Below are 20269 nucleotides of genomic sequence, written 5' to 3'. Positions count from 1 at the left end.
CCTTATTTGAGGCTGATGGTGGTATTGACCTTGCCCACCGAGGCCGCATCCGTGAACCAGCGCTGGGTAATCGTCTGCGTCTGCGTGTAGAACAGCACGACCTGCTTGCCGAACGGCCCCAAATCGCCCAGCTTGGAGCCGCGCGAACCCGTAAAGCTGAACAGGGGCACGGGTACGGGAATGGGCACGTTGATGCCCACCTGGCCCACGTCGATTTCTTCCTGGAAGTAACGGGCGGCCGCGCCGCTTTGCGTGAACAGGGCCGTGCCGTTACCGTTCGGATTCGCGTTCACCAAGGCAATCGCTTCATCGAGCGTATCGACTTCGACGACGATCAGGACGGGGCCAAAGATTTCCTGGTCATACACGACCATGCCGGGTTTCACGCCGGAGAGAATCGTCGGTCCCACGAAGTTGCCGTTCGGATAGCCATCGACCTTCACGTCGCGGCCGTCGAGGGTCAGCACGGCGCCCTGCTCGATGCCCCTGGCGACGAGGCTGTGCACGCGCTCTTTCGCCGCGCAGGAAATCACGGGGCCCAGGTCCGGGTTATCCTTGCCCGCGCCCACCGTCAAGGTTTGCGCCTTGGCCGCCAGTTCCGGCAGCCACTCGCGCGCCTCGCCCACCAGCACGGCGACGGAGGCCGCCATGCAGCGCTGGCCGGCCGCGCCGAAGCCCGCGCCCAGCAACTGGTTCAGGGTCTGTTCCTTGTTGGCGTCAGGCAAGACGACGGCGTGGTTCTTGGCGCCCATCATGCACTGCGCGCGCTTGCCGTTCAGGCTGGCGCGCTGGTACACATGCGTGCCCACCTTGCTGGAGCCGACAAACGAGATCGCCTTGATGTCCGGGTGGTCGCACAGGGCGTTGACGACGTCCTCGCCGCCGTGGATGACGTTCAGCACGCCGGCCGGAATGCCCGCTTGCAAGGCCAGGCGCACGAGTTTTTCCGTCACCAGCGGGTCTTGCTCCGACGGTTTCAGCACGAAGGTGTTGCCGCAGGCAATCGCCATGGGGAACATCCACAGGGGGATCATGGCGGGGAAGTTGAACGGGGTGATGCCCGCGCACACGCCCAGCGGCTGCAGCACGCTGTAGGTATCGACGCCGCCGGCCACGTTTTGCGCAAACTCGCCCATCTGCAGGGTGCCGATGTTGGCCGCGTGCTCGACCACTTCCAGGCCGCGGAAGACGTCGCCTTCCGCGTCGAGCAGGGTCTTGCCCTGTTCCATCGTCAGGGTGGCGGCCAGGTCCGCCATGTTTTCACGAATCAGTTGCTGGAGCTTCAAGAAAATGCGCGCGCGGGCACCGATCGGCGTCTTGCGCCAGGTCTTGAAGGCGCGCTGGGCCGAGGCGATGGCCGCGTTGACTTCCTCGGGCGTGGCGAACGGTACCTTGGCCAGGACTTCCTGCGTGGCGGGGTTGACGACGTCGCGCCAGACGGTGGTGCGGGATTCAACCCACTCGCCATTGATCAGCAGTGGAACGGTAGGGATGGCAGTTTGCGTGGTCACTCGGTGTCTCCTCGTTGGGGGTATAGGTCTGTTTGCATTATTCGCACAATACGGGCCGCAAACAAGGCGTGAAAATGCGAGATAATGCAAAGACGAATCTGTTAATCTGCAAAGATTGTAAATTTGCAGATTCCACAAAACGGGGAGAGTAAACGCGATGGCAAAGGTTTTCATGGGCGTGCGCCTGCAGCGCCTGCGCGAGGAACGGCGCATGACGCAGGTGGCGCTGGCCAAGTCCCTGGGCATCTCGCCCAGCTACCTGAACCAGATGGAGCGCAACCAGCGCCCCCTGACGGTGCCGATCCTGCTGCGCATCGGCACGGTGCTGGGCGTCGACCCGCAAATCTTTTCCGAGCACGACAGCGCCAGCCTGGTGGCCGATGTGCGCGACGTCTTCGGCGAACTGCCCGACGCGCCGCCCACCTCGATGGCAGAATTGAAAATGCTGGTGGAAAACATGCCGGAACTGGCGCGCTCGATTTTGCTCTTGCAGCGGCGCTACCGGGTGATGGCGGAACGGGCCGATACCCTGGCCGCGCGCCTCGACGACGGCAGCCGCGGCGCCAGCTCGGCGGCCCCGTCCACGGACGAGGAAGTGCGCGAATACCTGAACCGGCGGCAAAATTACATCGATGAGCTGGACCGGGCGGCGGAACGGGTGGCAGGCGAACTCGATCCCTCCTTGCGCACGCTCGATGCGCTGCAGGGGCGCTTGGTGGAGCGCCATGGCATCCGGGTGCAACTGTCCGATGGCGACGCGGGCATGGTGCGCAAGCACCGCTTTGATGCGCAACAACATATCCTGTTTCTGCCCGATACCCTGACGGGCGGGCAGCGCGCCTTCCAGATGGCGGCGCAAATCAGCCTGCTCGAGCACAGCTCGCTGATCGACGCGCTCGTGCTGGCGGCGGGCTTCTCGGGCGCGGCCGCGCAGACGGGCGCGCGCCTGGCGTTTTCCAATTATTTCGCCGGCGCCCTCTTGATGCCGTACCAGCGCTTTTTGCAGGCGGCGGAAAGCCGCGCCTACGATATCGAGCGCCTGGCGCACCAGTTCGGCGTGGGTTTTGAAGCCGTATGCCACCGTTTGAGCACCATGCAGCGCCCCGATGCGGCGGGCTTGCCGTTTTTCTTCGTGCGCGTCGACCGGGCCGGCAATGTCTCGAAGCGCCAGTCGGCCACGGATTTTCACTTTTCACGGGTGGGCGGCACCTGTCCGCTGTGGATCGTCTACGACGCCTTCAGCCATCCGGGCCAGGTGCTGACGCAAGTGGCCAGCATGCCCGACGGCTGCACCTATCTGTGGATCGCGCGCCAGGTCAGCACGGCGTCCCCCGGTTTCAGGGCGCCCGGCAAGACCTTTGCCGTGGCGCTGGGCTGCGACATCTCGCAGGCGCACCGGCTGATCTATTCGAAGGGACTCGATTTGCACGATCCCAGCAGCGCCACACCCATCGGCACGGGCTGCAAGGTGTGCGAGCGCCAGAGCTGCCCGCAGCGGGCGTTTCCCTCGCTGCTGCTGCCGCCGCCCGCGTCGGCTTAAGACTCGTCGACGACGCGGGCGCGCAGCGCATCGAACTCGCGCGCAAATTCCGCGCGCCAGTCGCGCCGCGTGGACTCGTCTATCCAGGCCGCGTCCAGGCCATTCAACATGAAGCCGCGCATGTCGTCCAGGCCGAAGCCGAATTCGCGCATCATCATCCAGGCGCCCGTCGGCGTCACGTGGTGCAAGGTCGGGTCGTCCGTGTTCGGATGCAGTTTCAGGCCCAGCTTGGCCATGGCGCGGATCGGGTGGTCGAGGGCCCAGCGCTCGGGCGCCAGGGTGCGCAGATAATACGAATTGGTCGGCACGACGGTAAACACCAGGCCCCGCTCCACGCAGCGCTGCGCCAGCTCAGGGTTATCGACGATCGTGTAGCCATGGTCGACCCGGTCCACCTGCAGCTGCTCGATGGCCGTCGCCACGTTCATCCACGGCATGCCGAATTCGCCCGCGTGGGCCGTGCACTTGAAGCCGGCCTCGCGCGCGGCGCGGTAGGCTTCGATGAAGAGTTCCGGCGGGCGGTCGTTTTCGCGGTAATCGATGCCGATGCCGATCACTTCCGGCGCGCGGTGTGCCTTCATCCATTCCACCATCTGCACGGCTTCGGCGGGTGCCGCTTCGCGGTCGATGCTGGGGATCAGGCGGCCGATGACGCCGAAATCGCGCTGCGCGTCGCGGATGGCGGCCACGATGGCGTCTTGCGCTGCGTCATAGCGCAGACCCGACACGCGCACCGTGCCGGTGGGGTTCCAGAAGAACTCCGCGTAGCGCACGCCGTGGCCATGCGCGTCTTCCAGGTATTCGTAGGCCAGGCAATACAGGTCCGTGGGCGAGACGATCAGGTGCGCGTCGAGCGCGCGCAGCACGCGCAGCACGCCCACGGGCTTGTCGCCGCGCGTATAGAAGGCGTCGATTTCCTCGGGGGTGACGACATTGCCCGTCTTGGCGGCCAGCGCGCGGAAAGTGGCCTGTCGCACCGTGCCGAACAGGTGGCAATGCAGCTCCACTTTCGGCATGGCGCGTAAAAACTGTTCGATGCTCAGGGCAGGCAGGGTGTCGGCAGGGTTACTCATGAAGCTCGCTTCGCTAGTGGATAAAGACTCAAAATCACATCAGGATGGCCGTCAGGCGGCGCATCAGCAGGTCGATGGCGGCGGGGCCATCGGCCAGCATTGCCACCTGCGCGTTGATGGGTGCGCGGCGCGGCACGCGGAACTCGCACACCGTCATGCCGCGCGTCAGTTCGCCCGTCAATTCGATGGCCACGTGAGCCGGCTGGAACTGGAACAGCTGCGGCGCTTCCAGATACAGCGCTACCACGGGGTCGTACATGGGCATGGGCACGGAGCCGTCGTCACTGCGGATGCGCACATACGCTTCCAGGTAGCCGGCCAGACGCTGCGCGCGCGGCGTGCCGATGGCGCGCAGCTGCTGCACTTGCGCATTCGTCACCAGCAGCTGGCGGCACAGGTTCAGGCCGAACATGCGCAGCGGGATGCCGGATTTGAACACCTGGGCGGCCGCTTCCGGGTCCGCATAGATATTGAATTCGGCCGCCGCCGTATGGTTGCCCTGGTCGGTCGAGCCGCCCATGAGGACGATTTCGACGATTTTTTCGGCGATATCGGGGGCGCGCGTCAAGGCCGTGGCCAGGTTGGTCATCGGCGCAATCGCCATGATGGTGATCTGGCCGGGATACTTGCGCACGGTGGCGATCAGCGCGTCGACGGCGTGGCCGGGAGCATCCGTGGCGGCACCGGGCGGCAGGATGTCGCCCGTGGTCGGCATGCCGCTGTCGCCGAGAATGCGCTGCGCCGTCTCGATCACGCCGGCCAGCGGTTCTTCGCAGCCGCGGTAGATCGGTACCGTCAAGCCGTCATGGGCCTTGATGCGCAAGGCGTTGTCGTAGGTGATGGCGACGGGCGCATTGCCCGCCACCACGCTCACGCCCAGCCACTCGATGCCGGGATTGCTGCCCAGCAGCAACATCGTCAGCCAGTCGTCGAAGCCGGGGTCGGTATCGAGCCAGATCTTTTTCAAGGGGGTATCCATGATGGTCTCCGGTTAATACATCAGGCAGCCAAACACAGGGCGCTGTCGGATGGCAGGACGAACGAGACGGCCGTGCCTTCGCGCCAGGTGGCGCCGCCGGCCGCGCAGATGCCCTTGACCTGGCCCAGCGGGGTTTGCAGCAGGTATTCGACGGTGTCGCCCAGGAAGCCACGCGCCAGCACGGTGCCCGGATACTGGGCGGCGACATCGTCGGCGGCGCAGACGCGCACCTTGTCCGGGCGCCAGCCCAGCACCGTCGTGCCGGCATTCACCGGCGCCGTGTACGGCAGGCTGGCGCCCGCATGGTGCAGCGCGCCGTCGCGGTAGTCGAACAGGTTTTCAAAACCCATGAAGTTGGCGACGAAGCGCGTCGACGGCGTATTGAAGACGGCTTCCGGCGCGGCCAGCTGCTCGATGCGCCCGCCGTTCATGACGACGATGCGGTCGGACAGGGCCAGCGCTTCTTCCTGGTCATGCGTCACGTACAGCATGGTGATGCCCAGTTCGCGCTGGATGCGGCGCAGTTCGGCGCGCATCTGCACGCGCAGCTTGGCGTCCAGGTTCGACAGCGGTTCGTCGAGCAGCAGCAGTGCCGGTTCGACGACGATGGCGCGCGCCAGCGCCACGCGCTGCTGCTGGCCGCCGGACATCTGCGCCGGCAGGCGCGTCTCAAAACCCGTTAGTCCCACGGCGGCGATCACGGCTTCCACCTTGGTTTTCAGCAGGGCTGGCGCCACCTTGCGCAAGCGCAAGCCGAAAGCGATGTTGTCGTATACATTTAGGTGAGGGAACAGCGCATACGACTGGAAGACCATGCCGATATTGCGCTTGTTCGGCGCCAGCTTGCCGATTTCGCGGCCGTCAAGCACGATGCGGCCCGATTGCATCGGCATCAGGCCGGCGATGGCGCGCATGGTCGTGGTCTTGCCGCAGCCGCTGGGGCCCAGCAGCGAGATCAGTTCGCCCTGCTCGACGTGCAGGTCCAGGTCCTTCACGGACGTCGTGTTCTTGGCGTAGCCGAGGTTCAGCTTGTGCAGTTCCAGATAACTCATGGTGTGTTGCCTCTTACATGTATTTAGAAATGCCCAGCACCTTCTCGGTCACCATCACGAAGGCCATGGTGAACAAGACCAGCAAGGTCGACAGGGCAGCGATCGACGGGTCGAAGCTGTTTTCCATATGGCCCAGCATCTCGATCGGCAAGGTGCTGATGCCGGGGCCCGTCAGGAACAGCGACACGGGCACCTGGTTGAACGAGGTGACGAAGGCGAGGAAGAAGGCGGCGATCACGGCGTTGCGGATATTCGGCAGCACGATCATGAAGAAGGCGCGCAAACGCGAGGCGCCCAGGGTGATGGCGGCGTCCTCGATATCCACGCGCAAATTCACCAGGCTGGCGTACACGACGCGCACCGAGTATGGAATCAGGAGCGCGATATGGCCGATCAGCAGGCCCACGTAGACGGGCGCATTGATCGTCAGCACCAGGTGGTGCAGCAAGCCCAGGCCCACGAGGATGGCGGGAATGATCAGCGGCGACGTCAGGATCTGCCGGATGGCGCCGATGCCGGGCGGCGGCATGCGCGAGAACGCATACGCGACGGGTATGCCCAGCAGAAGGGCGATGACGGTGGCGATCAGGCCGATCTCCAGGCTGGTCTGGAAGGCGCGGCGGAACTCGGGCGCCGACCACACTTCGATGATCCAGCGCAGCGAGTACGATTCGGGCGGGAAGGCCAAGGTTTCGCCGCCGGAAAAGCCCGCCAGCACGACGATGGCGAAAGGCCCCAGCAGAAACAGGAACACGAGCCACAGGACGGCGCGCGAGAAGACACTTTCTTTCATACGGAACTCCGGCTCGAGGAAATACGTTTAAGGCCGGCATTCACCAGCAGGGTCATGCAGACGAGGATGACGGCGATCACATTCGCGGCGCCAAAGTCGCTCTCCACGCTGACCTTCTGGTACAGCAGGGTTTCCAGCATCAGCACCTTGGTGCCGCCCAGGAGGGCCGGCGTCACGTAGGCCGTCACGCAGCCCGTGAAGACCAGCGTGCCGCCGACGACCAGGCCTTCCTGCGTCAGCGGCAGGGTGACCTTGCAAAAGACTTGCCATGGATTGGCGCCCAGGGTGGCGGCGGCCGGTTCCACGTCGCGCGGCAGGTTTTCCAGCGCGCCCGCCAGCGACATCAGCATCAAGGGCAGCAGCAGCTGCAGCAGGCCGACAAAGACGGCAAATTCGCTGAACAGCAGGCGCAGCGGCTCTTCCGTAAAGCCCATGTTGACGAGCGCTGCGTTGACGGCGCCGTTGCGGCCCAGCAAGACGATCCACGCGTAGGTGCGCGCAATCGGCGAGACCATCAGCGGCAGGATCATCATGCCCACCACCAGCCCGCGCCACTTCGGCGACACGCGCGCCACGGCCTGCGCGGCCGGGTAGCCGAGAAGGATGGAGGCGAGCGTCACCAGCGCGGCGATGCGCAGGGTGCGCCAGAAGATGGTGCGGTTGAATTCCTGCGAGAAAAATTCAACGAAGCGGTCCAGGCCCCACTGCATGCCGTCGCCGACGCGGAAGGCGTCGACCAGCAGCGCCAGCACGGGCAGCAGGAAGCAGACGACGATAAAGATCAGCGCGGGCAGGACCAGCAACAGTCCCAGGCGCTTTTTTGGATCAGCAAACATGGTGTTCTCTCCTCGTCACCACTATTTGCTCATGGCCTTGTTCCACTGCGTCATCCAGTTCGTGCGCTGCTTGAGGATGGTTTCCGGCTTGACGAATTTCAGCGAACCGATTTGATCGGGACCATAGGTATTGAATTGCGCGGCGGCCGTCGACAGGCGCACGTCCTTGTTGACGGGCGAGTCGACCAGGTTGGTCGCCAGCTGCGTCTGCACTTCCTTGGACAGCCAGAAATCCATCAGCTGGTAGGCCAGGTCCGCGTTCTTCGAGCCGGCGACGATGCCCATCACGTTCATGCCGGCCGCCTGGCCTTCGGCCGGGATGCTCCACTTCAGGGGCAGGCCCGTCTTGAGCATCTGCGACCAGGTAAAACGCGCCACGGGCGCGGCCCAGATTTCATCCTGCGCGAACAATGCCGCCAGCTGCGCGCTGTTCTTCGAGAAGGTGACGACGTTGCCCTTCATGCCGACGATCTTGGCAAAGCCGGTGGCATAGTCGTCCGTCTTGCCGCCCCAGGCCGCATCGGCCATGCGCAGCATCAGGGGGCCCTGCGTGGTGCTCACGTCGGGGAAGGCCACGCGGCCCTTCAGTTCGGGACGCCACAGGTCTTTCCACGACGTCAGCGGGGCGATCTTGTCGCTGCGGTACACCAGGCCCACGGAATACAGGGTGTAGCCGACGGCGTAGTTGCCGCCGATGGGGTTCTTCGCCACGTCGTACAGGGCCTTGTAATTGCTCAGCTTGGAGTAATCCATGGGCTGGATCACGCCCTTCTGCGCCGCTTCCAGCATGCCGGAATCGGACAGCAGCACCAGGTCGATCACCGGATTCTTCGCGTGCACCACCAGCTTGGCGATGCGGTCCGCGTTATTCCCCGTTTCCACCTTGATATCGCAACCGCATTTGGCCTTGAACGGCTCGTACACATACTTCATGAACAAGGGTTGGGCAATCGGGTAGGCCGAAATGACCAGCTCGCGTTTTTCCGCGTGGGCGGCGTTGGCCAGCAAGCCTAGGCTCAACGCCAACATGAGGTGCTTTTTCAAGATGCTTCCTTTCAGGGGACGGCGCTGCGGGACAGCGCCTGTAAAGATGAATCAGACTCAGAAATAATGTCGCATGCCGACGATCAGGACGCTTTGCGTCTTGCCGCCGGAGGCGCCGAAGCCGAACACGCGGGCGAACGTGGCATCGCCAGCCGCTTTCTGGTAGCTCCAGGTGACGGCGACGTCGGTGCGCTTGGACAGGAAGTAATCGGCCTGGAAGTTGACCTGGTGCCATTTTGGCGTCTTGTTAACCACATCATATTTTCCTGTAGTAAAGAAATACGATGCGCCCAGGTTCAGCGCTTCCGTCAACTTGTGATTCACGTTCAGATCCACGTTTTGCAGGGTCAGATTGCTCTGATCCATGTAGTGGTAGCGCACGTTGGTGTACAGCGCGCCGAACTTGGTCCTGCCCACATTATAAAAGCCTCCGGTGCCGGCGATGGCCTGGTCGTTCACGCCGGCGCCGCTGACGGTGCTCTTGTTGAAGATCAACAAGGAACTGCCATAGTCATTGCCGATGGCGCCATTCGGCGCGTCCGGGGCATTCGGGTGGTCCATCTTGGTGTAGGCGACGGCCCAGCTGAAGGCATCGACTTTGTAGCCGGCACCCATGCTGTAGACGCGGTTGCGGTTGGAATCTGCCGGATTTTCGCTGAAGCCATACAGGCCCGTGAACGACAGGTTGCTGATGTTCGGGCTGACATACTTGACGGCATTTTGCACGCGCAGGTTGTTGTAGCCATTGTCGTTGTCGCCGATGTGCACGCCGTTACTGGCGATGACCACCGGGCCCAGCAGGTCCTTGACGGCTTCGTACTGGCGGCCCAGGGTCAGGGTGCCCTTGTCATTGCTCGACAGACCCACGTACGACTGGCGGCCGAACAGGCGGCCGCTTTGCGCCGCCGTGCCCGTCATCACGTTGAAACCGTTCTCCAGCACGAAGATGGCCTTGGTGCCGTCGCCCAGGTCTTCCTGCCCGCGGAAACCGATGCGCGGGTTCTGATTCGTGCCGCTCAGCGCATGCGTGCGGCTGCCCTTGCCTTCATCCGAGACATAGCCGATACCGGCCGACAGCAAGCCATACACTTGCACGCTGCTTTGTGCCTGCGCAACCCCCTGCGCCGCCAGCAAGCCACCCACTACCATCGTTCCAGTCATCCATTTGTTCATCGCCGCCGCCCTAAAAAGAATAAACCCTGAGTTTTTTTGGAATTATTGTTGTTGCCTGCGTCCCTTGCATGCTGGCTGCCGCGTGTGCCGGCGCCGCCTGGCAAGCACTTCTCTGAAAATTGTTGCTTTCAAGACAAGTAAAGACCAGTCCAGAATATGGTAAATTGCGGGATAAGAAAATTTGTTTATTTTTATAAATCCATTACTTTTTCTAATAAGCAACGCCCATGCATGAGTTGAGCAAGAAAATTTCCTTACGACATTTACAAGCGTTTTCCACCCTTGCCCGGGTAAACAGCTTCAGCAAGGCTGCACAGGAATTGTGCGTGACCCAGCCCGCCCTCAGCGCGTCGATCAAGCTGCTGGAAAATCAGCTGGGAAAAAAGTTGTTTAACCGCACAACCCACCAGCTGGACCTGACGCGCGAAGGCAAGCTGGCGCTCGAATATGCGACCCATTTGCTCAATACGGCGAGCAATACCTTTGCCGATATCCAGCGCGCCATCGGCAGCGGACGGCACCGCATCCGCATCGGCGCCATCCCCTCGGCCATGGCCATGACGGCGGCCGTCGTGGCGCGCTACAGCGAGCAGCATGGCGATGAAGTGGAGATCGTCCTGTCGGACATGCCCAACGATGGCTTGCTGCACGCCCTGCATTCGGGCCAGCTGGATTTTTGCGTGGGCATCGAAGTACCCGGCTCCGTCTCGCTGGAAAGCGTGGGCCTGTTCGAGGATGAGCTGGTGCTGGTGACGGCGGGACGCCATGCGCTGGCGCCGCTGAAGGAAGTGCGCTGGGAACAGCTGGCGGGCCAGGAAATCGTCGTGTTTACCAAGGGCAGCATCTGGGAGTTCGCTTCCAGCGCCCTGCGCCAGCACGGCTTGAGCCCGTCCAGCCTGTACCAGATGATCCACAGCGAGTCGCTGTATGGCGTGGTGCGCGCCGGCATCGCCGTGGGCATCATGCCCAGCCTGTACACGACCTTCCTCAACGACGAGGAACTGCACGTGGCGCCCCTGCGCCAGCCCACCTGCAAGCGCAAGATCGCCTTGATGCGGCGCAATGAAATCAGCCGCAACCACCATGTCGACGACTGCTTTTCAGCGCTGCGGCAGGATTTGCAGCAGGTCGACCAGTGGTTTTGATTGCCACTGCCGGGGTCAGCCCCCCGTTCGCGTCGACGCCCGCTCAGGCGCTGCAGGTGGAGAGGGGCTGACCCCAGCCCTTGCGATTACTGCGGTGCTTTGAGCAGGTTCGCCAGGGCCACATACTGCTCCAGCCCCACCGTTTCCGGACGCAGGGTCGGGTCGATGCCGGCCGCCTTGATCTGCTCTTCCGTGAACATGCCGGCCAGGCAGTTGCGGATCACCTTGCGGCGCTGCGAGAACGCCTTCATGACCACCGCTTCCAGGGTTTCCTGGTCGCAGGCCAGGCGCTGGGCCACGGGGATCATGCGCACGATGGCCGATTCCACCTTCGGCGGCGGGTCGAAGGCCGTCGGCGGCACGATGAACAGCAGGGACATGTCATAACGCCATTGCAGCATCACGGACAAACGGCCATACGCCTTGCTGCCCGGCTCGGCCACCATGCGCTCGACCACTTCCTTTTGCAGCATGAAATGCTGGTCCTGCACCAGCGGCGCGAAGTCCGCCAGGTGGAACAGCAGGGGGCTGGAAATGTTGTACGGCAAGTTGCCCACGATGCGCAGCTTCTGGCCGGCCGGCACGGGAATTTGCGCGAAATCAAACTTCAGCGCATCGCCCGAGTGGATCGTCAGCTTGGCCGGATTGAAGGTCTTTTCCAGGCGCACGATCAGGTCGCGGTCCAGTTCCACCACGTGCATCTGCTTCAGGTGGCGCAGCAGCTGCTCCGTCATGGCGCCCAGGCCGGGGCCGATCTCGACCATGGCATCGTCCGGCTGCGGCGCGATGGCGGCCGTGATGTCGTCGAGGACGAAGCGGTCATGCAGGAAGTTCTGGCCAAAGCGTTTGCGGGCAACGTGTTTCATATTCTGTTCTTCTATAAATGCGGGTAAGGCGCGGTGATGCGGATGAGTAGTTCAGGCCGCCTGGCTGGCGCGCAGCATGTCGAGCGCCGTCTGCAGCGCGTGCCGCATGCTGTGGTCGTCGGCCAGGCCCAGTCCCTGCGCGGCCAGGTCCAGCGCCGTGCCATGGTCGACCGAAGTGCGTATCAGCGGCAAGCCCAGGGTGATATTGATGCCGCGCCCGAAGGTGGCATATTTCAATACGGGCAAGCCCTGGTCGTGGTACATGGCCAGCACGCAGTCGGCGTCCGCCAGGTATTTGTGCTGGAACAAGGTGTCGGCCGGATACGGCCCGCGCGCATCGATGCCGCGCGCTTGTGCCGCAGCAATCGCCGGGGCGATGACATCGATTTCCTCGCGTCCCAGGTAACCGCCCTCGCCCGCGTGCGGGTTCAGGCCGGTCACGAGGATGCGCGGCGCGGCGATGCCGAATTTCTGTTGCAGATCCAGCTGGAGAATGTCCAGGGTGACGGCCAGGCTGTCCGCAGTGATGGCAGCGGACACGTCCTTCAATGGCAGATGCGTCGTGGCCAGCGCCACGCGCAGGGTCGGTTCGCCGTGCCCCGGTTCGCCGGCCAGCATCATCACCACTTGCGGCGTGCCGGTTTTTTCCGCCAGGTATTCCGTGTGGCCGGAAAAGGCCACGCCCGCGTCGTTGATCGTGCTCTTTTGCAAGGGTGCCGTGACCATGGCGCCGAACCAGCCCGCCTGGACACCTTCCACGGCCGCGTCCAGGGTCGCCAGCACGGAGCGCCCGTTTTCCTTGTCGAGCACGCCAGGAATGACATTGTTGACGGTGGGAATGTCGATCACGGCCAGGCGGCCGGGGCCGAACTGGGGCAAGCCGCTGTTGCGCACGGCTTGCAGGGACAGGGCCGCCAGGCGGATCTCCGGGTCGATCAGGCTGGCCGTCAGCGCCAGGAAAGCGGCGTCGCCCAGCAGGATGCAGTTGACCTCGTCGCGCATGGCCCAGGCGGCGCGGATCGAAATTTCCGGGCCGACACCGGCCGGCTCGCCACAGGTGATGGCGATGGCGGGACGGCGGGATGCAGGCAAGTTACTCATGCGCAAACAGTCAGCAGCATTACTGGTCGTCCGGACGGAATTCGACGTAGGCACGGTCGCGTACTTCGCGCGCCCAGTTTTCCGTCGCTTCTTCCAGTTTGCGTTCGCGCAAGGCATTGCGGGCGGCGTTGCGCTGCTTCTCTTTCGACACGTCGTCGCTCTTGCGCTCCAGCACTTCGATCAGGTGGAAACCGAAGCTCGATTCGATCGGCTCGCTCACTTCGCCCGGTTTCAGCGCATTCATGGCCGTCTCGAATTCCGGCACGGTATCGCCCGGATACAGCCAGCCCAGGTCGCCGCCCTTGGCGGCCGAGCCGTCGTTCGAGAACAAACGGGCCAGGTCTTCGAACTTGGCCGCCTTGTTGTCGAGGCGCTCTTTCAATTCCAGCAACTTGCGCTTGGCTTCCGCGGCCGACAGGGTCGGCGTCACTTTCAGCAGGATGTGGCGGGCATGCGTCTGCTGCACGGCAGCGACGGCTTGCGCCTCGGCGGCACTGCGGCGGTCCACCAGCTTCAGGATATGGAAGCCCGTGTTGCTCTTGATGATGGGCGTGATCTGGCCCGGTTTCAATTTCAGCAACTGTTCCGTGAACAGAGGCGGCAAGCGGTCGCTATTGCGCCAGCCGATATCGCCGCCGCTCAGCGCATCGCTGGCGTCGGAATACGTGGCGGCCATCTTGGCGAAATCGGCGCCCGTGCGCAGCTGGCGGCTGACTTCCTCGGCACGCGCGCGGCGCGCGGCGATCTGTTCCGGGCTGGAGTTTTCCGGGATACGCACGAGAATTTGCGCCAGGTTCAGCTCGACCTGTTCGCTGGCCGCCGCTTTTTCCGCTTCCAGGAAGTTGTCCACTTCGGAATCGGAGATCTGGATCTTGGCATCGACTTCATGTTCGCGCAGGCGCTGCATGATGATTTCATCACGAATTTCTTCGCGGAAAGTCGCAAACGGCGTGCCTTCCTTTTCCATCTGGTTGCGCAAGTCCTGCACCGTCATTTTTTGCTGTTCAGCAATACGGCCGATGGCGCGGTCCAGGGTCAGGTCATCGACGCGCACGCCCATTTCCTTGGCCAGCTGCATTTGCGCGCGCTCGACGATCATGCGCTCCAGCAATTGACGACGCAGGTCGGCAGGGTCGGGCAGGGGCACGTTCTGCGCCTTCATGCGCTGTTCCACGTTCTTGATGCGGGCCGCGACTTCGTTGCGCGTGATCACATCGTCATTGACGACGACGGCGATGGAATCGATGGTCTGGCCGCTGCTCGACGCTGGCGGCGTGAAACCCTTGACTGGCGCAGCTGCAGGTTTCGCTGCGGCGGGCGCGGCAGCGGCCGGTGTGGCAGCAGCTGGCGTGGCGGCAGGCGCTGGCGCAGCCTGTTGCGCCCAGACACTACTGGTCGTGGCGCCGGAAATGGCGCACAGCAGAACCGTTGCAATTTTGAGTTGGTGCATACTGGCATTACGCATAATGTGTAGAGCGCTCATGAGTTCAAGTGAATAAAAAAACCGGTTCGCGCCAGCGCCGGGAGTCCGGCGGCGGCGACGGTGACCATCTTAACGGAGTGGCTGGCTCAGTGCCTGATAGCCAGGTATGGTTTTGGTAAATGTTTCCAGCCCATTCGCCCCCAGGCCCAGGCCATTCGACAGGCCCGTCAGTTCCAGCTGGAAGAAGATCGGCGTCGACGCATTGTTGGCCGACGTCACGAAACGCTGGGCGCCCATGCGGAACACCCAGCAGTCGCCCTTGTATTCCAGGCCGATCAGGCTTTCCAGCATGCGGCGGTCCAGCAAGGAATAACTGATGCGGCCCACGCCATACAGGCGGTCCGTCAGCGGCCATTGCGTCGACACTTCCATGTTGCGCAAGCTGCCACGCTGAAAACGGTTGCTAAAATTCAATACTTTCTTCGGACCGGGCTGATATTGCAGCGCGTAGTTGTAACTCATCAGCTGGCGGTCGCTGGGATTGTACTGCACCAGGCTGTCGACGGTCCAAGTCTCCGACACGCGGCCCGTCGCCGCCAGCAGGATGTCCGAACGCGACTGGTTGACCGGCGTGGTCGAGTTGAGCTGCACGCGCTGGTCGGCAAAATAGAAACGCTGGCCGAAGGTCAGGCGCATGCGCTCGGCGCCATCGGGCTGCAGGAAGCGCGAGACGACGGCCGCCGTGACCTGGTTGGCATCGCCGATGCGGTCGCTGCCGACAAAGCGGTTTTCCGTGAAGATCTGCGTCAGGTTGAACGTGCCGTCGGCCGTATCGAAATTCGGGAATTGCGACTGGTCGCGGTACGGCGTGTAGACGTAGAACAGGCGCGGCTCCAGGGTCTGCGTGCCGCCCTTGGCGCCAAACAGGTTCGTGTCGCGCTCGAACACCAGGCCGCTGTCGACCGAGATGGTCGGCACGGCGCGCGTCAGCGAGGTATTCGCGAACTGCGCCTTGGTCGTCGCATCGTTGTCCAGCTGATACGCACTGGCGTTCAGCATCAGCTTGGGCGTGATGAAGTAGCCCGGGCGGACGATGGGGAAACTGACCTGCGGCACGGCCACCACGCGCGAACCCTGCACCAGGGTCGGATGCACGAAACGCGTCGCTTCCGCATCGAAGGTCCAGTCGAAGCCGCCCCAGACGTCGTATTTGCCCGCGTGGAAATTCACCGATGGCAAGCGGTCATACGGACGCGTCACGAACAGGGACGGGTCCGTGACGGCGGCGGGATCCTGCAGCACCTGGTAGTTCTGCACGCGCGCCGTCAGGCTCCAGTCCTCGGTGCGGTAATCGGTGCGCAGTTCGCGCAGCAGCTGGCGCTCCGTGGCCGACGCCACGTTTTTCGAGAAATCGCTCGGGTAATTATTGTCCGATGCGTCGCGCACATCCCAGCCATAGGTCCAGCCCTTGGCCAGCGCCTGCTCATGCTTGGACTTGATCATGTAGCGGTCGGTCTTGGTCTGCTTGTCGTTAGGCAAGAACTCGAACGACGTTTCACCGCTGTACAGGCCGGCGTCCGTCTCGCCCATGTAGCGTCCGATGGCGCCCAGCTGGATGCCGCGCCGCTGTATGTATTTCGGGAACAGGGTCAGGTCGCGGTTGGGCGCGATATTCAGGTAATACGGTACCGTCAGCTCAAAGCCGTTCTTCGAGGCAAAACCTGGCGTCGGCGCCAGCCAGCCCGAGCGGCGCGCGCCTGACAGCGAAAACGAGATGCCGGGCGTGCCCAGGATCGGCACGTCCTTGAAGTAGATGATGGTCTTGCCGCCCGTACCCACGTCGCGGCCCGTATCGAGGTTCAGGGTGCTCGACTTCAGGTACCAGTCGGGGTTCGGGCCTTCGCAGGTACTGTAGGTCCCGTCGATGACATTGGCTTCGTCGGGATTGATGAAGTCGACGCGCTCGGCCTTGCCCTGGCCATGGCCCACTTCAAAGCGGTAGGTGGGATTGAGCAGGAAACCCTTGCCCGTCTCCATGTTCAGCTTCAGCACGTCGCCCGTGTAGTAATCGCCGAAGCGCCACATCTTGATGTGGCCCTCCGCCTCGAACTGATCTTCAACTTGTTTGTAACAAGCTGTATCGGCCGTCATTTTTGTGGTTTTTCCGCGCTCGATCACGACATTCTTGTCGAGATTGATCTCCCTTTCCGGTCGGCCGTTCATGCTTTCCGCCGTCATGACGGTGGGCGCGTCCGGGTCTTCCACATGGACCGGGCGTGGCGCCTTCTGGGCGTGGACGGGCACCGTCGTGGCGGCGACGAGCGCGCTGATGGCGAAAGCCCAGCGCTGCGAAGGGGGGGAGGCCGAAAACCAGCTCATGAATTGGAAGGGGCAAGCACCATTGACAGGCGATTTTTTAATTTGAATCCCTTATTATATGGGAATACGCATCATCAACCCGATTCCACAGGCCGCTTAATGTCATTCTCCTCCAATTCCTCCACCGCGCCGGTCACCGCCGACGCTCGCCTGACCCTGTTGAAAGCCTGGTTGACCTCGCTTAACCTCGTCGCACCCGATTCCGCCCGCCCCGCTTCCAGCGATGCCAGCTTCCGTCGCTATTATCGTCTTGACATCTTACCTGACAATACTACATTGCCAGGCAAGACACTGATCGCCATGGATGCGCCGCCCGAGCGCGAAAACGTGCCCGCCTTCGTCAAGGTGGCCGGCCTGCTGAAGGCGGCCGGCGTGTCCGTGCCCGAGATCATCGCGCAAGACCTGGAGAACGGCTTCCTGCTGCTCTCCGACCTGGGCACGACCACCTACCTGGACGCCCTGAACCACGACAATGCCAGCGTGCTGTATGCCGAAGCGCTCGAGTCGCTGATGAAAATCCAGCTGGCCAGCCAGCCAGACGTGCTGCCCGAATTCGACCGCGCCTTCATCCTGCGCGAAATGCATCTGTTCCCGGAATGGTTCATCGGCAAGCACCTGGGCGCGACCTTGACGGATGTACAACAAACCCAGCTGGACAAGGTCTTCGAAGCCATCACGGCGAATATCTTATCGCAACAGCAAGTATTCATGCACCGCGACTACCATTCGCGCAATTTGATGCACATCAACGATGGCTCCCTCCCGAATCCCGGCATCCTCGATTTCCAGGACGCCGTCTTCGGCCCCGTCACCTACGACATCGCCTCGCTGCTGCGCGACGCGTATATCCAGTGGGACGAGGAACTGGTGCTCGACTGGGTGATCCGCTACTGGCAGCGCGCCAAGCAGCTGGGCTTGCCGGTGAATCCCGACATCGACGCCTTCTACCGCGATTTCGAGTTTACGGCCCTGCAGCGCCACCTGAAAATCCTCGGCCTGTTCGCGCGCCTGAACTACCGCGACGGCAAGGACCTGTACATGGGCGACCTGCCGACCGTGCTCGACTACGTGCGCAAGACAGCCAATCGCTACACGGAACTCAAGCCGCTGGTGCGCTTATTGGACGCCCTGGAGAATAAAACGCCCCAGGTCGGCTATACATTCTGATGACACCGGCTCGGCGCCCCCGTACTAGCGTACGGTTGCGCTTCTTGGCCACAAGGGGGCGCCGAGCCTCACTGCCGCTCGCTACGGTTTTGTCCGGTGTCATAACCACAGAAAAATTACTGAACAAATCAGAAAAGACTACCCATGAAAGCCATGATCTTCGCCGCAGGCCGCGGTGAACGGATGCGTCCGCTCACCGATACCTGCCCCAAACCGCTGCTGAAAGTGCGCGGCCGTCCGCTGATCGTCTGGCACGTGCTGAATCTGGTGCGCGCCGGCATCACGGACATCGTCATCAACCATTCGCACCTGGGCCATTTGATCGAGGAAACCCTGGGCGACGGCAGCGCCTACGGCGCGCGCATCGCGTATTCGCCCGAGACCACCCCGCTGGAAACGGCGGGCGGCATCGCCCAGGCGCGCCACCTGCTGGGCGAGGAACCGTTCCTGGCCATTTCCGGCGATATCTATTGTCCGTATTTTGATTTCAAGCAAGTGCTCGACGTGCTGGCCGACAAGGACGTGCTGGGCACGCCATACCCGGCCGACCAGCGCGACATCGCCTGGACCTACCTGGTGCCCAATCCCGATTTCCATCCCAAGGGCGACTTCGGCCTGACCTTGTTTTCGATCAACAATACGGACGAGACGAAATGGACCTTCGCCAATATCGGCGTCTACCGTCCTGAAATGTTCGACGGCATCGCGCCGGGCAGCCACGCCAGACTGGGCGATTTGCTGCGCCAGTATGCGGACCAGGGCCGCGTGGGCGGCGAAGTCTACCCGGGCGAGTGGACCAACGTGGGCACGCCGCAGCAGCTCGACGCCCTCAACGGCATCGCGGCCAAGGCCGGCGCAACATGATGGCCAACTACGCGGCCCGGCGCGCGGCGCTGCTGGCGCAGATGCTGCCGGGCAGCGTGGCCATCCTCGCCACGGCACCGGAAGTGCCGCGCAACAGCGATTGCGACTATCCCTACCGCCACGACAGCTATTTCTATTACCTGAGCGGCTTTACGGAACCCGACAGCGCCGTGGCCCTCGTGGCCGCCAGCGCCACGGCGCCCGCGCGCGCCATCCTGTTTTGCCGCGCCAAGAACTCGGAACGGGAAATCTGGGACGGCTTCCGCCACGGCCCCGAGGCGGCGCGCATCGCCTTCGGGTTTGACAGCGCCTTCCCCATCGAGGAACTCGACGTGGAAATGACGCGCCTGCTGGCCGACGCCCCCGCCATCTACTATGCGCTGGGCGGCAGCCTCGATGCACAGGTCAAGGTCTGGCGCCACAATGTGCGGCAAAAGGCCCGCAGCGGCGTCACGGCGCCGGCCATCGCGCATGACATCAACGGCATGCTCGACGCCATGCGCCTGCTGAAGGATACGCAGGAACAGCAGCTGATGCGCCGCGCCGCCGCCATCTCCAGCGCGGCCCACGTGCGCGCCATGCGCGCCGCGCGGCCCGGCCTGCACGAATACGCGCTGGAAGCGGAGCTGCTGTACGAATTTCGCCGCAGCGGCGCGCAGTTTCCCGCCTACTCGTCCATCGTGGCGGGCGGCGGCAACGCCTGCATCCTGCACTACAGCGCCAACAACGCCGTCCTGCAGGACGGCCAGCTGGTGCTCATCGACGCGGGCTGCGAACTCGATGGCTACGCCTCGGACATCACGCGCAGCTGGCCCGTCAACGGCCGTTTCAGCGCGCCACAGCGGGACCTGTATGAAATGGTGCTGGCGGCGCAGCAGGCGGCGCTGGACATGGTGCGCCCCGGCCTGCCCCACAGCGCCATCCACGAGGCGGCCGTGCAGGTGCTGGCGCAGGGCATGCTGGACCTGGGCCTGCTGGACCGCCAGAAAAGCGGCAGCGTGCAGGACGTCATCGCCGACAAGAGCTATGCGCCGTTCTACATGCACGGCACCAGCCACTGGCTGGGCATGGACGTGCATGACGTGGGTGCCTACCGCGACACCACCGCGCCCGGCAAGCCATGGCGTCCACTCGAAGCGGGCATGGTGCTGACGGTGGAACCGGGCATCTACGTGCGCCCCGGCGCCGGCGTGCCGGAGCAGTTCTGGCATACGGGCATCCGCATCGAGGATGACGTGCTGGTCACGCCGCAAGGCCATGAAGTCTTCAGCACGGCGCCAAAAAGCGTGGCTGAAATCGAACAACTGATGTCACAGGATTAAG

At 63.2% G+C, this 20269-nt stretch carries 17 protein-coding genes; 5 read left to right on the top strand and 12 right to left on the bottom strand.

Annotated elements, in window-relative coordinates; translation table 11 throughout:
• Window positions 1-2 precede the first annotated feature (2 nt).
• Window positions 3-1511, bottom strand: a complete 1509-nt coding sequence (locus tag AC07VL_RS04990; RefSeq protein WP_494804854.1) for a CoA-acylating methylmalonate-semialdehyde dehydrogenase — start codon at window positions 1509-1511, stop codon at window positions 3-5.
• 157 nt (window positions 1512-1668) lie between these two features.
• Here AC07VL_RS04990 and AC07VL_RS04985 point away from each other — a divergent pair, with 157 nt between their 5' ends.
• Complete coding sequence (locus AC07VL_RS04985) at window positions 1669-3051, top strand: short-chain fatty acyl-CoA regulator family protein (RefSeq protein ID WP_494804853.1); 1383 nt, start codon at window positions 1669-1671, stop codon at window positions 3049-3051.
• Here the strand turns inward: AC07VL_RS04985 and AC07VL_RS04980 are convergent.
• The 7 genes from AC07VL_RS04980 to AC07VL_RS04950 are packed head-to-tail and all read right to left on the bottom strand — an operon-like array spanning window position 3048 to window position 9989.
• Entirely contained in the window at window positions 3048-4124 is a 1077-nt protein-coding gene (locus tag AC07VL_RS04980) for an adenosine deaminase family protein (RefSeq protein WP_494804852.1), read from the bottom strand. The genes AC07VL_RS04985 and AC07VL_RS04980 overlap by 4 nt on opposite strands.
• Before the next feature lie 34 nt (window positions 4125-4158).
• The gene (locus AC07VL_RS04975; protein ID WP_494804851.1) at window positions 4159-5103 is read right to left on the bottom strand and encodes a nucleoside hydrolase; all 945 of its coding nucleotides are present in this window, start codon (window positions 5101-5103) and stop codon (window positions 4159-4161) included.
• Between the two features lie 20 nt (window positions 5104-5123).
• A complete protein-coding gene (locus AC07VL_RS04970) occupies window positions 5124-6155 on the bottom strand; it encodes an ABC transporter ATP-binding protein (RefSeq protein WP_494804850.1) in 1032 nt (343 codons plus the stop codon).
• Window positions 6156-6168: 13 nt separating this feature from the next.
• Window positions 6169-6948, bottom strand: coding sequence for an ABC transporter permease (locus AC07VL_RS04965; protein WP_494804849.1), 780 nt, complete (start codon window positions 6946-6948; stop codon window positions 6169-6171).
• Window positions 6945-7784, bottom strand: a complete 840-nt coding sequence (locus tag AC07VL_RS04960) for an ABC transporter permease (protein WP_494804848.1) — start codon at window positions 7782-7784, stop codon at window positions 6945-6947. The genes AC07VL_RS04965 and AC07VL_RS04960 overlap by 4 nt, the downstream gene beginning before the upstream one ends.
• A gap of 21 nt (window positions 7785-7805) precedes the next feature.
• Window positions 7806-8828, bottom strand: a complete 1023-nt coding sequence (locus tag AC07VL_RS04955) for an ABC transporter substrate-binding protein (RefSeq protein ID WP_290599893.1) — start codon at window positions 8826-8828, stop codon at window positions 7806-7808.
• A 57-nt stretch (window positions 8829-8885) separates the two neighbouring features.
• Window positions 8886-9989 carry a porin gene (locus AC07VL_RS04950; protein WP_494804847.1) on the bottom strand — a complete coding sequence of 368 codons (1104 nt, stop codon included), beginning with the start codon at window positions 9987-9989 and terminating at the stop codon, window positions 8886-8888.
• Window positions 9990-10228: 239 nt separating this feature from the next.
• On the opposite strand from AC07VL_RS04950, the gene AC07VL_RS04945 reads away from it, so the two are divergent.
• Window positions 10229-11146 carry a LysR family transcriptional regulator gene (locus tag AC07VL_RS04945; RefSeq protein ID WP_131373325.1) on the top strand — a complete coding sequence of 306 codons (918 nt, stop codon included), beginning with the start codon at window positions 10229-10231 and terminating at the stop codon, window positions 11144-11146.
• Between the two features lie 86 nt (window positions 11147-11232).
• Here AC07VL_RS04945 and rsmA read toward each other — a convergent pair whose 3' ends face one another.
• The 4 genes from rsmA to AC07VL_RS04925 all read right to left on the bottom strand — a co-directional run bounded on the left by rsmA (window position 11233) and on the right by AC07VL_RS04925 (window position 16915).
• A complete protein-coding gene (gene rsmA / locus AC07VL_RS04940; RefSeq protein ID WP_494804846.1) occupies window positions 11233-12012 on the bottom strand; it encodes a 16S rRNA (adenine(1518)-N(6)/adenine(1519)-N(6))-dimethyltransferase RsmA in 780 nt (259 codons plus the stop codon).
• Between the two features lie 51 nt (window positions 12013-12063).
• Entirely contained in the window at window positions 12064-13104 is a 1041-nt protein-coding gene (pdxA, locus tag AC07VL_RS04935; RefSeq protein WP_494804845.1) for a 4-hydroxythreonine-4-phosphate dehydrogenase PdxA, read from the bottom strand.
• 28 nt (window positions 13105-13132) lie between these two features.
• Window positions 13133-14563, bottom strand: coding sequence for a peptidylprolyl isomerase (locus AC07VL_RS04930; protein ID WP_494804844.1), 1431 nt, complete (start codon window positions 14561-14563; stop codon window positions 13133-13135).
• A 102-nt stretch (window positions 14564-14665) separates the two neighbouring features.
• Window positions 14666-16915 carry an LPS-assembly protein LptD gene (locus AC07VL_RS04925; protein WP_494804843.1) on the bottom strand — a complete coding sequence of 750 codons (2250 nt, stop codon included), beginning with the start codon at window positions 16913-16915 and terminating at the stop codon, window positions 14666-14668.
• Window positions 16916-17014: 99 nt separating this feature from the next.
• Here AC07VL_RS04925 and AC07VL_RS04920 point away from each other — a divergent pair, with 99 nt between their 5' ends.
• From AC07VL_RS04920 to AC07VL_RS04910, 3 genes are all read left to right on the top strand, one after another.
• Window positions 17015-18082, top strand: coding sequence for an aminoglycoside phosphotransferase family protein (locus AC07VL_RS04920; protein ID WP_494804842.1), 1068 nt, complete (start codon window positions 17015-17017; stop codon window positions 18080-18082).
• 144 nt (window positions 18083-18226) lie between these two features.
• Window positions 18227-18946 carry an N-acetylmuramate alpha-1-phosphate uridylyltransferase MurU gene (gene murU, locus AC07VL_RS04915; protein ID WP_494804841.1) on the top strand — a complete coding sequence of 240 codons (720 nt, stop codon included), beginning with the start codon at window positions 18227-18229 and terminating at the stop codon, window positions 18944-18946.
• Window positions 18946-20268 carry an aminopeptidase P N-terminal domain-containing protein gene (locus tag AC07VL_RS04910; RefSeq protein WP_494805066.1) on the top strand — a complete coding sequence of 441 codons (1323 nt, stop codon included), beginning with the start codon at window positions 18946-18948 and terminating at the stop codon, window positions 20266-20268. The genes murU and AC07VL_RS04910 overlap by 1 nt, the downstream gene beginning before the upstream one ends.
• The last annotated feature ends 1 nt before the right edge of the window (window position 20269 follow it).

The organism is Janthinobacterium sp. GW821-FHT03C08, assembly GCF_059420905.1.
The sequence above is the reverse complement of the archived record's forward strand: the minus strand, read 5'-3'. Positions and strand labels throughout refer to the sequence as shown.